Genomic DNA, 12,300 nt, shown 5'->3' on the forward strand with positions numbered 1-12,300 from the left:
CAGTTTAAGTGCATTTTGTTTATAGAGGTGGTGTGTTTCGTGTTTGGGCTCGCTCGCAACTCGCTGTATGTATTTAAGCGACACGTCATCCTATTGTTTTATATGTAAGTAGTTAAAGTGAAAAAATTAGTTTTATTATTGGTACTTTTTGGTTGTTCCGCACACGCTCATCATCAAGATATTCAAATGGAAAACCTGCCTTTTGTCCGTGTCTTTGAAAGCCATTTTATGGTCTTTAGTGGTATAGAAAGTAAAAGTGTATTTGTAGAGAAGCTAGACTCTTCTACGATAAAAAAATTCAATGTCATTTTAAGTAAAGCTCGAAGAGATGTGAGGCTTATAACTGACTCGGGTTTGTGCCCTAATTTTAGGATATCTAATGGCCCGCTAGGAGTAATTAGTTCTGAAGGAGGGGATAGCATAAATTTTGAGGTGGTATGCACAGACGATACGGTTCAATTATATCTTTCATTGCGCGATCAGTATGTTAGAAAGTACAAATTATATAAGTTACCAGTTGAGAGCTTTGAGCATTGGGTTAACGCAATCGAAGTAGTAATGGAGTCGAGAGAGACTTCTTGAGCTTCATAGTTAGCCTGCATAATGTGAATAATCGAGTAGAGAAGTATAAATTGCATCTAGTGCGCTAGAGTAAGACGTTCGAATCTACCCCATTGACTTTACCAAAAGAGCGTGCCGTTATGCGACAGACAAACCTTGCCAAATGGCGGTAAAACCACTGATTGAACAAAGAGCTAGTGCGCCAATACGAATTTTTTCTTTAGGTAGGCTCTGTGTCGTCAGCATAGCCAATTTGTACCCGAGCCAAGAGGCCGGAATAAGGGGGATCGTAATATACAAGTGATGTAACGTGAGGAACCCAGCAGGGATTTGCACAATCAGTGAGATGATCGAGCTAAAAACAAAAAATGCCGATAAGTTACCACGCAGTTGATTCGCTTCCTGGTGTTGCAACAATAGCGCCATAGGTGGCCCGCCAATCGCAGAGCTTGTACCGAAGAAGCCTGAAAAGAACCCAGCAACGCCCATTCGCATTGGAGTTGGCTCAATTCTAAATGGTAATAGGCTCACGATTACGGCAAACACCACTAGGAATCCAAGCCACAGTGACAATACGTTAGTGGATACCATCACCAATAAAACACCACCCGCGAGTGAGCCTGGTACTCGCCCAATCAGTGCCATTTTTAGCCCACCGATCGAGATATTTTCGCGATGTTTCATGGCGTTCAATATCGAAATGAATAAGGCTACGATACAAATAGGGGCCGGGACGTAATCGGGTGAGACTAAGAACAATAGCGGAGCCGCGACAATCGCTAAACCAAAACCGATAGCGGTTTGTACAAATGAGCCTATAAAGATAAGGGCAATAGCGATGAGAGCGGTTTGATCCAAGTAATCGGTGAGCATGGCATTGGTCAGATAAAGAGCGAGTGGATATTACTATAAAGTAAAAGCCCGCGAGTGGCTTAAATATTTATCGCGGGCGTTCAATAATGTTCTGAGGGCACGGAAGCTTAATTCACGTTTACTTGGAGGATATAGCTCGTCAGCGAGTTAAGTCGTAGCCTTAAAATATATCGCTTTAAAACATGTAGCGATGAATCCCTGATTTGACCATGTCTTGGACTAAAACCTCTTCTTTAGAGGAATACGTCTCGTGGAACTCCTCATTTTTCAGGAGGGTAGATTCGCCATTGACCTTTATGAGCAGTGAAGTGTTGTCAGAAATCGACAGTTTGTAGCCGATAAGGTGCGAAGAATACATTCCATTCGTTTCGAATTCTTCTGTAATTGTGTGCAAGTTGTGTACGCGGTGATTCTTAATACCGTCATTAAAATAGACCGCACCTTTAAGCAGCGATGCGTCTTGTTCAAATTGACGGGCCATGACTAATGCTGACTCTATATTGAAAATGATCACGTTTTGTCTCCCTCTCTCTGCTTTACAAACAATCTAACGCACAAATAAACAGAATGAAATTCTGTTTATTTGTGCGTGTAACTTTTGCAGGGTGAGAGAAAAGTACGGTGTTACTGGGTAACGGCGACTAACCGGGATACAGGTTTATCATTGATTGGGAAATGGATCAGCGCTGCAATGAAAGCTAATACGACTGTCGACCACCAAATTGGTTCGTAAGAGCCGTAGTAATCGTAGATACGGCCGCCCACCCAAGCACCAAGAAAGCTGCCAACTTGATGCGTGAAGAAGACTAACCCATATAATGTGGATAGATATCGAGCACCAAAAATTTGTCTAACTAGGCCGGATGTCAATGGCACGGTTCCTAACCAGCAGAAGCCGATGGCTCCACCAAATAAAGCCGCAGTAGATCCGGTTACGGGTAAAGTGACAAAAGCTGCAATCACGGCTGTACGTACAAAGTAGAGCGCAGACATGACGTGACGTTTACTGTATTTGTCTCCCATGACTCCCCAAAAATAAGACCCAAATATATTAAAGATCCCTACATAGGCAAGCGCCATGGCTGCACTGCTGGCAGGTAAATTTTTGTCTGCTAGATAGCTTGGGAGGTGAGTAGCAATGAACATTACATGGAAACCACATACAAAGAATCCAGCGTGGATTAACCAGTATCCTTTGTGAGAAAACGCTTCGCGGAGTGCCTCTTTTAGGGTTTGCGTATCTTGGGTTTGCTGTGTGGCTTTGTTACTAGTGCTAGGTTTTGGGGCTCGCATAAAGAGTGCAAATGCGATCATCAGGCAGCATAAAACCGCGAATACCTGCCATGCACTTTGCCAATCAAATTCGTTAAGCATGAACTGTGCACCAGGAATGACGGCAAACATACCGAAGGATCCAGCCGCAGTCGTTAAACCGAAGGCTTTGGCCGCATGTTCAGCTGGGACTACTTTTGCAACTGCACCCAACACTATAACGTAGCTGGTCGCGCTTAAGCCTAGCCCGATTAATGCTCCTAGCGAAAAGTACAAAACGCTGGATTCAGTCGTTAGGGAAGTGAGCAAAAGCCCTAAGCCATAGGCAATTGCCCCGGTGATGATTATTTTCCTTGCTCCCCATTTATCTGCAGCCATGCCGACAAAAGGTTGAAACACGCCAAAAAGCAGGTTCTGCAACGCGATTGCAAAACTGAAGAACTCTCTGCCAGTTCCAAAATGTTCTGAAATAGGCATCATGAAAATACCAAATGACTGCCTGATCCCTAGGCTAATAATTAGTGTGCCGATCCCTAGCCATACAAGTAAAGGAAAACGAAAAATGCTCATTTGTACGCTCTTAAATTAGTGATGGTGTTCGGAAGAATGTTGGTGCTCGTGACCAGACTGTTGGTGGCATCCGCTGTTAATTGCATGCTGAGCGATCAGCTCTAGAAGTGGCTTGCTGTGATGAACAATAATCAAGCTTAGAACCAGCAGAATGATCATTCGAGTCAGTTGTGCCAATAAGGATTGAGAAAACATGAGTCACTTTAAAAATGGTTACGAGTTTAGAAAGGCGCGCATCATAATGTTCACTCTGCTATGAAACAAATGACCATTTGTGATAAATGACATGCGTAATGTGCATAGATTCATTAATTAACCGGATATCGTGTTATTGTGTTCACCCAATTTATAAAGCGGAGTTACTGTGAAAGTTTTTTCTATTTTGCTTATTAGAGCGATTGCTATGTTGGTGTTGGTAAAGAGCCTTTACGCTATCTTGCCGGCTTTGATGATGCCCAACTTTTGGCAGCAGCCAGTGAGTGCTATCGCTGCAACGATCTGTGGCTATGTTGTGATTCCAGTTGTGATATCGACATTGGTATTTTTATTTAGTCATTTGTTGTCGACGCTTTTATTACCTAAAAATCATGATGTTATTGAGGAAGTATCCACAACCCCATCGGAGTTGATGTTCGTAGGTACTTTTTTGATCGGTTTGTATTGGACGATTGAAGGGCTGGCCAAATTTGGCGGCCAGTGGATCTTGCATGGTACGACGAATTACCAGGCTTTGATTGTCATGCTACTTGCTATTTTGGTGATGTTAACCAGTAAGAAAGTATCGACTTGGGCGGCAAAAATACCGTCATAGCGGTCTTTAGGTTCTAGTAAAACTTGGAGGTCGTAAAGATTCATTTACAAACTAATCAATAACTAGCCTGTACTGGCTTCTCGACATATTTATAAATTATCGGCATTTTATACGCCGTTATTTTGTACTGCGTAACAACTAGGCGCAGGTAGTCATGGAAGTAAGGCTGTTCAATGGATCAAGATCATAACCTCAGAGAAAACTTATTGGCGCTCGTACTTGGTAGTGCACTGGTTTCCTTAGGCGTCATATTTTTCAGTAAAGTCGGTTTGCTTACTGGGGGCACTGCAGGGCTCGCGATATTCTTGACGAAAGTCTCTGACTTTAGTTTCGGACAAGTCTTTTTCGCGCTTAATTTACCCTTTTACATTTTATCTGTAACGCGCATGGGCTGGCGATTTACGGTGAATACCTTCATTGCCGTGACTATCGTTTCATTGGCGGTGGACCATTTACACAATGTTATTCAAATTGCAGAAATTCATTCTTTGTATGCGGCATTGCTTGGTGGTGGGCTGATCGGGATAGGTATGCTGGTCATCTTTAGGCATAAGATGAGCTTAGGTGGCTTCAATATATTAGCGTTATACCTACAGGAGCGGTTTGGCATTCGAGCGGGTAAAATTCAGATGCTATTGGATTGCACCATTGTTGTGTTGTCTTTGTTTATCGTTGATATCCAATTGATTCTATTGTCCATATTAGGCGCTATTGCGACTAACTTGATATTGGCAATGAACCATAAGCCGGGACGATATCAACCTATCGTTCAACAGTAGGTGAGACTGAAACAAGCTAGCGTCAATGCTAGCTTGTTTTGTATTAACACTTAGAGCAGCGATCAGACTTGGCGTGGTAGTCGATGACGTTACCATGCTTATCGAGTGATAAATGACAGCACCCTTCAAACAACTTTTTGAGTTCAGTCCGGCTTTTTTGCACTTGCGATTTTAGCGTGGAATAACTCACGCCATTTTTCGCGGCAATTTCTTTCTGGCTCTGCTTGTTTAAGTCTACTGCTTCAAGCAGTTCAGCTTGCTGAGCGGGCAACGCATTGATGAAAGGGCGAATACATTGTGCCAAATCGTGCTCAATATCAGACTCATTACTTTCAAACCACAACTCGTCAGCCTGAAGTTCATTGTCTCGTTGGTGACGAGCTCGCTTTCGGTAAAAGTCGATAATGGTGTGATTGGCCAATTGGAATAGCCAAGATTTCACACTTTCTGAGTCTTTGACCGCCCCTAAATTCTGATACGTTTTGATCAGTATTTCTTGTTGCAGATCGTCTACATCATCTTGGTTACTGACTTTTGAATACAGGAACGCTTTGATTGCTTTTTGGTATTCGCTCCAAATATCTTCGAAGTGCAATTCATTATTTGCAGTTTTCATCTGCGCAGCACTCATCTTGCAAGAAGCCAATTACCCCTTCTAAACATTGATACTCAGCAACACAAAATAATGTGCGGCCTTCACGGCGTTGCTTGATTAAGCCAGCAGACGCCAAGCTAGAGATATGATGGGACAGCGTCGAACCAGGGATCTCTAAGCGCTCTTGTAATCCGCCAACAGCAATACCTTGAAATCCGGCTTTTACTACTGCTTTGTAGATAGAAAGGCGGGTTGGGTGCCCAAGTTCTTTAAGGGCTTTAGCAACAGTTTCTAATTCCACAGGTAAACCTCACATATGATTATGTTTCGATAATAATGGAAATAATAAAGAAAGACAATATCGAGATAAATCCGATGAAAGTAAGTCATTGATCTTTAATGAAGTTGGAATTTATTTCGATATTTATCGAAATATTTATTGATCTTGTGATTTATAATTCTATAATTCGAGAAAGGTAGAAATAAAGACTTCTATGTAAATCACGATGCGGAAAGAGCGACTTAAGTGGCTCGGGAGAAAGTAATGACAACTGACTATATGACAATGGCGCGCGACGCATTAGACATGTTCGCTTTTTTGGCAACGGAACTGATCATACTGTTTTTAGCGATTAGCTATATTGTAGGCGTTCTACAAGAGTTTTTAACACCTGAGAAGATCCAATCGATTTTGAGTTCTCGTAATGGTAAAGGCTATGTCGTCGCGGCACTACTTGGGGCGATTACCCCGTTTTGTTCTTGTTCGACCATCCCATTTTTGAAAGGTTTGCTGCGTGCAAGAGCAGGATTTGGACCTATGATGGTGTTCTTATTTGGTAGCCCGTTGCTGAATCCAGTGATCATTGGTTTGTTTGTGATCACCTTTGGTTGGAAAGTTGCGGTGTTTTATTTTGCTATCGCAATGACGGTTTCTGTCGTTGCTGGATACGCACTAGAGAAACTCGGTTTCGAACGTTACGTAAAAGCCGAAGCTTACCAAGCGGCGGAAGCGTCGAGTTGTGGATCAAGTTGCGGTGAACCTAAGCCAGAAGCACAATCTTCTTGCTTGGATAACACTTGTGGCTCTAGTGATAAACCAGAACCAGTAATGGCAAAAAACTCATGCAGCGAGCAAGCCTCATGTGAAACTGAGGTGAAAGTGAGCGCGTGTTCAGTCGGTGGCAGCGTAGCGGCTGAAATGGTTGAAGCGAAGAAGCCGAATCGTTGGGTAAGAATCTGGCACTCTACATGGAAAGACTTTAAACAAGTGTTCCCATACTTAATGATGGGTATTGCGATTGGTTCGTTTATCTACGGCTTCATTCCAACCGATCTTATTGCACAGTATGCAGGTGAGGCGACTTGGTACGCCATCCCAGTAGCAGCAATCATTGGTATCCCATTATACATTCGTGCTGAGGCTGTAATTCCTTTAAGTGCAGCGCTGGTACAAAAAGGAATGGCATTAGGCTCAGTGATGGCGCTAATTATCGGTAGTGCGGGTGCGAGTCTAACAGAAGTGATTCTTTTGAAATCAATCTTTAAGAATCAAATGATAGCGGCATTTCTTGCGGTAATACTGTCAATGGCGATTGGTGCAGGGTTCTTGTATAGCTATCTATTTGGTTAATTAACCCATGACTTAGTTGTAAGGTTAAAAGAGCTCAAGGTAATTGAGCTCTTTTTCTATTTGAGGCAGTGTGATTTGTTACTCAACAGCGAGTGTGAATTTAGTGCTAATCGCATCAGTACGTAGGTGTTTGATGCTTTGGTAACCTTCGCAGCTGAAACAATCCAGCAGATGCTGCATAGAAGGAAACTTGACCACCGACACTTTAGCATCTTGATTTGGCCAATCTTGCTCAATAACGTTTACCGTTTGATTGGTATTTCCGACAACAACTGGCTCTGCTCCGTGAGCTTTAAAGATTGGCCCGCATGCTTGGGCATATTCGATAAGTGATGGATGACCGTCTGGGTATAAGCTTGAAGCAATCAAGTAGGCCGGTTTAACGTCTACTTGGTATGCGCCATGAATAGCACGATATACATGGCCGTTTTGCTCACTAGTAAGGCTTGCTTGATAGTAGCTAGCCACATCGTTAGCAGGAATTCCCGTAGAGCTGTCAATTCCCCACATATCCATAGTTTCTTTTACCATGCTTGGACTCACGGCATTGATTCGCTTGCCGTCTGTAAGCTCTAAAGCAACACTAGATACAAAAGCATTAATGGCAGCCGTACCCATGGAAATCGCGCTAACATCCGGCATTGCGTTAAAAGCTGCTTCACCAGACGTCAGTGTGATGCTCCCCCCATGATTAAGGTAGCGTAAACCAATTCGAACTAAATTCACTTGTCCCATTACTTTGTTATCAAGAACGGTTTGAAAGTGCTCATCTGTCATTTCAGATAGCGCCCCCATCTGACCGTTACCAGCCATGCTAATTATGGCATCAACACTCCCAACAGTTTCAAACAAACTTTTAATAGAGTCTTGGTTTTCAATATTGACAGTAAGTTCGCCCTTACTATGACCAACCGCTATGACCTCATGTTCTTGGCTTAATTGTTGAACAACCGCGTTACCGATAACGCCATTAGAACCTATCGCTAAAATTTTCATAGTTATTTCCTTTTTTAAAATTGAGTTTGTTGCAGCCAACGCGCGGTTGATTCAGCAAGTTGTGTGGATTGATCTTCCTGTAGAAAGTGAGAAGCGTTACCTATCGTTTGATGAGGTTGATTCGCTGCTCCTGAAAAATTGTTTTGGAACTTGAGGTCGTAGCCTTTGTCTGCCAAAAACGGGTCTTGGTCACTGAACAAAGTCAGTACAGGGTGTTTCCATGATTTGAGCGCGGCCCAATCAGCGTTCACTTCATTTAGCTCTGAGACGACGATTTCGGGCATTTTTCTTGGACCAGCGTAATAATCTGGAGATGGAAACGGTGCATCGTAAGCGTGCATTTCTTCTTGAGTGAGCGGCTTAGTGGTTAACGCTTGGATGACTTCACCGATCTCCAATTGTGGTGCGTGCCTGAAATAGCCGGCCCAGTTTCCGTAATTGATTTTGTTCTTAAGAGTGGTAAGAGTGGGTGTGCCTGCAATGGACGCCAGAGCTTTTAGCACTTTGGGTACCATAAACTTTTCTAAGCCCTTCATTTCAGCGAGCGCGGTATTAGAGAGTATGAGCCTAGACAGCCAAGTTGGTTCTTGAGCTAAAACTCGCAAACCAATCATTCCCCCCCAATCTTGGAAAAAGCCAGAGGCATGTTGAATATTGAGCTGCTGTACGAATTCGTGCATCCATTTCACATGGTTCGCATAAGTATGTTCAGCTGAAGAAGTCGGTTTATCTGATTTGCCAAATCCGATCAGATCCGGAGCAATAACGCGATAACCTTCTTCGACTAGAAGCGGGATCATATGGCGGTATAAGTAGCTCCAAGAAGGCTGCCCGTGGAATAGAAAAATCGTCTTCGCATTTTCTTTTCCTTCGTCAACGTAGTGCATGCGCATCCCATCAACACTTAAATAGTTCGGTTGAAATGGGTAATCCACCAAGTTCTCGAACGCACTTTCAGGAGTTCGTAATGTGTTGGGCTTAATATTCATAGATTGTCCTTAAGTGATACTTGATTGGCTTAAGAACACTTTAGGTAAAATCTAGGTCAATAAAAAGCATAGCTTTTTGACTGCAATGGTCATAATATTTGACCATGACAAATTTAGAACATTTACATGTAATTGAAACGATTTGTGCAGAAGGGAGCTTCCAAAAGGCAAGTGAGAAGCTGCATAAGGTACGTTCCGCTGTGTCGTATTCCGTGAAACAAATGGAAGCGCACTATGGCGTTCAAATATTTACACGAGATACCTACCGCCCTGAATTAACGGCAGAAGGGAAATTGCTGATCGTTCAAATCAGACGACTACTTCAACAAGCAACAGAGTTTGAAACCTTCGTTAAGGAAATGAAGGGCGAGGTTGAATCAGAATTGCGGTTAGGTGTGGGCTCATTATTCCCAATCGAAAAGATAACCAGCTTACTACTTGCGTTAAAACAGCGTTATCCGACAACAACCATTCATTTAGATATCGAAGTGGCGTCTGGTGAAAGAAGGCTGATTGAAGAAAATGTCGATATTGCTATTTATGGGAGCCCTTCGCGTAATAGCGCAGTGGATTACCAAGTCATCGATACGATTAATATACCTTTAGTTATTTCCAAAACATTACTGACAGATGGCCAGTCGACCTTAACAGAGTCGGAATTATCCCGTTTCCCTCAAGTCATCATGAAATCTTCAGACCAACAAGCGCCAGATACAGGGATCATGGATGATGCTCTGAAATGGTACGTCACAGACCTCACTACAAAAAAATCATTGATCAACTCTGGGTTGGGGTGGGGCAGAATGCCTTATCACTTGGTTGATACAGAAATAGAAACGGGTGCATTAGTAGTTCTTGATACTTACGGAGAGCTAGATTTGCCTATTTATGTCGCGAAACTGAAAAGCAAGCCAATCGGTCCTGTGGCAAAAGCGATTTGGGAATACTTCCAATAACTTACGCCGTGACTGGTATAACCATATTTCTTACTCTAATTTCACAGGCTCAGATTTGGTTATCGAAAATTCAAATAAGTGCATATTAACCTAATGGTAGAGGTTAGATGTTCTACAATTTGTACGGTGTCTGGGAATACTTAAAGGAGGGAGTATGTTCGCGATACACAGAGACTATGTGTTACAGAACCAACATCATTTTCATGCACACTTTCAAGTTAATCCTATCGGGAAGTTGGAATTTGAAATATTAGAATCACATGAGCGGCATGATACCACCTTTCACCAACTCTCTTTTGAGCGCTATGAGGGGCAGACTAAGGTGCTAGGTTATGATGAAGACGCTAGATCTGGTCAGTGGCAATTACTGTTAAATGAAAAAGATGCTGACGAGTTGAATCAGTTGGTGGAGCTAGCGAGAGAAGAGTATGAAATTCTGATGAATGACTTAATGTAATGTCCAGTTGGAGTTTTAGCAGAACTATCGGATGTGCAGACAAATACAAAAAAGCCCAGCGATGCTGGGCTTTCGATTTAGAGGATAACAGCAGTGCTATGCTCTAAGGTCGAGTTCGTTATTGATCAAGACTACGCATTGAGAAGCAAATAGCATGTTCGGACCCAAGCTGATTTTTTCCGTTCCTAATCGTTTAAGGCTGTTATAGCTCTTTTTCGGCATCGGAATATGATCTGTGAGGAGGAAGCAGGGGTTGTCTGCTATTTCGGCATCACGGATGAACTCACCTTTCTTATCCATCATGTAAAGCTGGTGGTCTTCAGCCAGTTCCTTCACTAGCTTCTCAAAACTGATCGTGCGAACGGTTATTCCAGGCTCTACTTGGCGAGTTTGCTCTTTAGTCATACCTTGAGAAGCGTCGACAGCACGTACGACTGCTGCTAACAATGCCGACTCGTGAAAACCGCCAATGTTGGTGATTTCGTTAGAATCGAAAGTAATCGTACGAGAAAAATCTTTGGTACTCTCTAATACTAAGTGGACAGTCACGTTTTCACGGTGGGACTGCGCCACAAAGATAGTGTTCATTAAAGTGTGCGCAAGAATCTCTGTATGAGCGTCTTGGCCAACACCTTCTAGAATGAGTTTGCTCTCTGTAGGAGCAGCACGAGCACGTAATACGAATGAACGCATGTATAAGACCTAATTCAATTTCTAGTGAGTTGCTTAAACCAATAAAGGTTAAGCGTAGATGGCGGTATGTAACTCCTTTCTCTACATGAAGTCAAATCAAGCTGCTAATTAGATGTATCGATTAGCCCAGAGAAGCGAATCTTGTGGCAAAATACGATTAGGTAAGATGCAAAAATAACAATCAAGGAAACCTATGAAACTTCTATCCATTGAAAAGTCTGAATACAGGAAAAAGATTAACACTGTCATTGTTGGCTTCGTGGCTTCGTTAGCAGTTTTAGCTGTTGGGTTTGGAGCAATACTGATTAGTATCTTCGGTGCTGAACCAAATGTATCTGGGGAGCCGACCGGTAACTTCCACTTAAATCTGATTGGTGTGATTTTAGCGGTCGCTGTAAACAGCTTTTCGTTGAATAAGCTTAAAGGACAACCTTACTTAAAAGAGGTGGTTTATATTTGGGAACTTAAGCATATCCACAATCGCATTTATAGAAAGCTTAAACATATTAAGAAAGAAGCAGAAAAGGGGAACCGAACTGCCCTTCAAGTTCTGTACTTCTACTATGTGACTCAAAAGCAAGTCTACGAACTGGATAACAACACGCTCACTATTACAGCTGTCGTAAAGTCGCTGAATGAAGTAAAAGAACAAGCGGAACGATGGGAACTAGAATTGAGCACAGACGATTTTGAAGTAGAGATGATTAACAATATTGGTTAGATAGTAGACAAAAGACTGCTTAAAACATCACTTTGATGGACTTTTAGTCATGTAACTACTTTTTTCGAGTTTTTTTAAGAAAAGGGGTTGCCAACTTTAATCTTATCTCTATAATGCCGCCTCACTGACACGGCAGAGCCCACAAGGCTTCAGCGAAGAATGTCAGTTAGGCTTCTAGATAAAAAGATTTTTTAAAAAGTGTTTGACACAATAAATTATCTCGCTAGAATGGCCGCCTCTTCCGATGTGATGTAAGTCGCAAAGAAGAATAGCTCTTTAACAATTTAAACCTATCAATCTGTGTGGGCACTCGTTGATGAATATCAAAAATTGATTCTTAGGAATCACTTTGGTTTCAATGAACTGAGTGACCAATCAAGACTTCGGTCTTGGCACA

16 protein-coding genes are annotated in these 12,300 nt (G+C 42.4%); 7 read left to right on the forward strand and 9 right to left on the reverse strand.

The genetic code is table 11. From position 1 onward, the window contains the following. Positions 1-117: 117 nt before the first annotated feature. Positions 118-582: a hypothetical protein gene (locus ELZ11_RS21575; protein ID WP_137359445.1), complete on the forward strand. Its 465-nt coding sequence runs from the start codon at positions 118-120 to the stop codon at positions 580-582. Positions 583-699: 117 nt separating this feature from the next. Here the strand turns inward: ELZ11_RS21575 and ELZ11_RS21580 are convergent, their stop codons facing one another. The 4 genes from ELZ11_RS21580 to ELZ11_RS21595 all read right to left on the reverse strand — a co-directional run bounded on the left by ELZ11_RS21580 (position 700) and on the right by ELZ11_RS21595 (position 3,471). Beyond that, a complete protein-coding gene (locus ELZ11_RS21580; protein ID WP_137359446.1) occupies positions 700-1,434 on the reverse strand; it encodes a sulfite exporter TauE/SafE family protein in 735 nt (244 codons plus the stop codon). A gap of 175 nt (positions 1,435-1,609) precedes the next feature. Then, on the reverse strand, positions 1,610-1,948 hold the full coding sequence (locus tag ELZ11_RS21585; protein ID WP_137359447.1) for a hypothetical protein: 339 nt from the start codon (positions 1,946-1,948) through the stop codon (positions 1,610-1,612). 110 nt (positions 1,949-2,058) lie between these two features. After that, positions 2,059-3,276: an MFS transporter gene (locus ELZ11_RS21590; RefSeq protein WP_137359448.1), complete on the reverse strand. Its 1,218-nt coding sequence runs from the start codon at positions 3,274-3,276 to the stop codon at positions 2,059-2,061. 15 nt (positions 3,277-3,291) lie between these two features. Beyond that, entirely contained in the window at positions 3,292-3,471 is a 180-nt protein-coding gene (locus tag ELZ11_RS21595; RefSeq protein ID WP_137359449.1) for a hypothetical protein, read from the reverse strand. Between the two features lie 169 nt (positions 3,472-3,640). Here ELZ11_RS21595 and ELZ11_RS21600 point away from each other — a divergent pair, with 169 nt between their 5' ends. Then, positions 3,641-4,087 carry a hypothetical protein gene (locus ELZ11_RS21600; protein ID WP_137359450.1) on the forward strand — a complete coding sequence of 149 codons (447 nt, stop codon included), beginning with the start codon at positions 3,641-3,643 and terminating at the stop codon, positions 4,085-4,087. Between the two features lie 173 nt (positions 4,088-4,260). Then, complete coding sequence (locus tag ELZ11_RS21605) at positions 4,261-4,866, forward strand: DUF6198 family protein (RefSeq protein ID WP_137359451.1); 606 nt, start codon at positions 4,261-4,263, stop codon at positions 4,864-4,866. 43 nt (positions 4,867-4,909) lie between these two features. On the opposite strand, the gene sigZ is transcribed toward ELZ11_RS21605, so the two are convergent. Further along, positions 4,910-5,482, reverse strand: a complete 573-nt coding sequence (gene sigZ, locus ELZ11_RS21610; protein ID WP_137359452.1) for an RNA polymerase sigma factor SigZ — start codon at positions 5,480-5,482, stop codon at positions 4,910-4,912. Beyond that, positions 5,466-5,762 (reverse strand): ArsR/SmtB family transcription factor, encoded by a 297-nt coding sequence (locus ELZ11_RS21615; protein WP_137359453.1) that lies wholly within the window; start codon positions 5,760-5,762, stop codon positions 5,466-5,468. The genes sigZ and ELZ11_RS21615 overlap by 17 nt, the downstream gene beginning before the upstream one ends. Before the next feature lie 243 nt (positions 5,763-6,005). On the opposite strand from ELZ11_RS21615, the gene ELZ11_RS21620 reads away from it, so the two are divergent. After that, a complete protein-coding gene (locus tag ELZ11_RS21620) occupies positions 6,006-7,091 on the forward strand; it encodes a permease (RefSeq protein ID WP_137359454.1) in 1,086 nt (361 codons plus the stop codon). 78 nt (positions 7,092-7,169) lie between these two features. Here the strand turns inward: ELZ11_RS21620 and ELZ11_RS21625 are convergent, their stop codons facing one another. Together ELZ11_RS21625 and ELZ11_RS21630 are read right to left on the reverse strand one after the other, a co-directional pair. Beyond that, positions 7,170-8,087, reverse strand: a complete 918-nt coding sequence (locus ELZ11_RS21625) for a short chain dehydrogenase (protein WP_137359455.1) — start codon at positions 8,085-8,087, stop codon at positions 7,170-7,172. Between the two features lie 14 nt (positions 8,088-8,101). Beyond that, a complete protein-coding gene (locus ELZ11_RS21630) occupies positions 8,102-9,076 on the reverse strand; it encodes a haloalkane dehalogenase (protein ID WP_137359456.1) in 975 nt (324 codons plus the stop codon). 104 nt (positions 9,077-9,180) lie between these two features. Between ELZ11_RS21630 and ELZ11_RS21635 the strand changes: the two genes are divergently transcribed. Beyond that, on the forward strand, positions 9,181-10,032 hold the full coding sequence (locus tag ELZ11_RS21635) for a LysR family transcriptional regulator (protein WP_137359457.1): 852 nt from the start codon (positions 9,181-9,183) through the stop codon (positions 10,030-10,032). 154 nt (positions 10,033-10,186) lie between these two features. Next, on the forward strand, positions 10,187-10,489 hold the full coding sequence (locus ELZ11_RS21640) for a hypothetical protein (protein WP_137359458.1): 303 nt from the start codon (positions 10,187-10,189) through the stop codon (positions 10,487-10,489). Between the two features lie 96 nt (positions 10,490-10,585). On the opposite strand, the gene trmY is transcribed toward ELZ11_RS21640, so the two are convergent. Further along, positions 10,586-11,182 carry a tRNA (pseudouridine(54)-N(1))-methyltransferase TrmY gene (gene trmY / locus ELZ11_RS21645; RefSeq protein ID WP_137359459.1) on the reverse strand — a complete coding sequence of 199 codons (597 nt, stop codon included), beginning with the start codon at positions 11,180-11,182 and terminating at the stop codon, positions 10,586-10,588. Between the two features lie 193 nt (positions 11,183-11,375). On the opposite strand from trmY, the gene ELZ11_RS21650 reads away from it, so the two are divergent. Continuing rightward, positions 11,376-11,903 carry a DUF3087 domain-containing protein gene (locus ELZ11_RS21650; RefSeq protein ID WP_137359460.1) on the forward strand — a complete coding sequence of 176 codons (528 nt, stop codon included), beginning with the start codon at positions 11,376-11,378 and terminating at the stop codon, positions 11,901-11,903. Positions 11,904-12,300: the final 397 nt, after the last annotated feature.

This window comes from Vibrio profundi, assembly GCF_005281835.1.
GTDB lineage: Bacteria > Pseudomonadota > Gammaproteobacteria > Enterobacterales > Vibrionaceae > Vibrio > Vibrio profundi.

What these genes read in the sequence shown, in the direction of transcription:
- ELZ11_RS21580 (WP_137359446.1), bottom strand. Translation starts at nt 1,434, where the DNA reads ATGCTCACCGATTACTTGGATCAAACCGCTCTCATCGCTATTGCCCTT.
- ELZ11_RS21590 (WP_137359448.1), bottom strand. Translation starts at nt 3,276, where the DNA reads ATGAGCATTTTTCGTTTTCCTTTACTTGTATGGCTAGGGATCGGCACA.
- ELZ11_RS21595 (WP_137359449.1), bottom strand. Translation starts at nt 3,471, where the DNA reads ATGTTTTCTCAATCCTTATTGGCACAACTGACTCGAATGATCATTCTG.
- ELZ11_RS21605 (WP_137359451.1), top strand. Translation starts at nt 4,261, where the DNA reads ATGGATCAAGATCATAACCTCAGAGAAAACTTATTGGCGCTCGTACTT.
- sigZ (WP_137359452.1), bottom strand. Translation starts at nt 5,482, where the DNA reads ATGAAAACTGCAAATAATGAATTGCACTTCGAAGATATTTGGAGCGAA.
- ELZ11_RS21620 (WP_137359454.1), top strand. Translation starts at nt 6,006, where the DNA reads ATGACAACTGACTATATGACAATGGCGCGCGACGCATTAGACATGTTC.
- ELZ11_RS21625 (WP_137359455.1), bottom strand. Translation starts at nt 8,087, where the DNA reads ATGAAAATTTTAGCGATAGGTTCTAATGGCGTTATCGGTAACGCGGTT.
- ELZ11_RS21630 (WP_137359456.1), bottom strand. Translation starts at nt 9,076, where the DNA reads ATGAATATTAAGCCCAACACATTACGAACTCCTGAAAGTGCGTTCGAG.
- ELZ11_RS21635 (WP_137359457.1), top strand. Translation starts at nt 9,181, where the DNA reads ATGACAAATTTAGAACATTTACATGTAATTGAAACGATTTGTGCAGAA.
- ELZ11_RS21640 (WP_137359458.1), top strand. Translation starts at nt 10,187, where the DNA reads ATGTTCGCGATACACAGAGACTATGTGTTACAGAACCAACATCATTTT.
- trmY (WP_137359459.1), bottom strand. Translation starts at nt 11,182, where the DNA reads ATGCGTTCATTCGTATTACGTGCTCGTGCTGCTCCTACAGAGAGCAAA.
- ELZ11_RS21650 (WP_137359460.1), top strand. Translation starts at nt 11,376, where the DNA reads ATGAAACTTCTATCCATTGAAAAGTCTGAATACAGGAAAAAGATTAAC.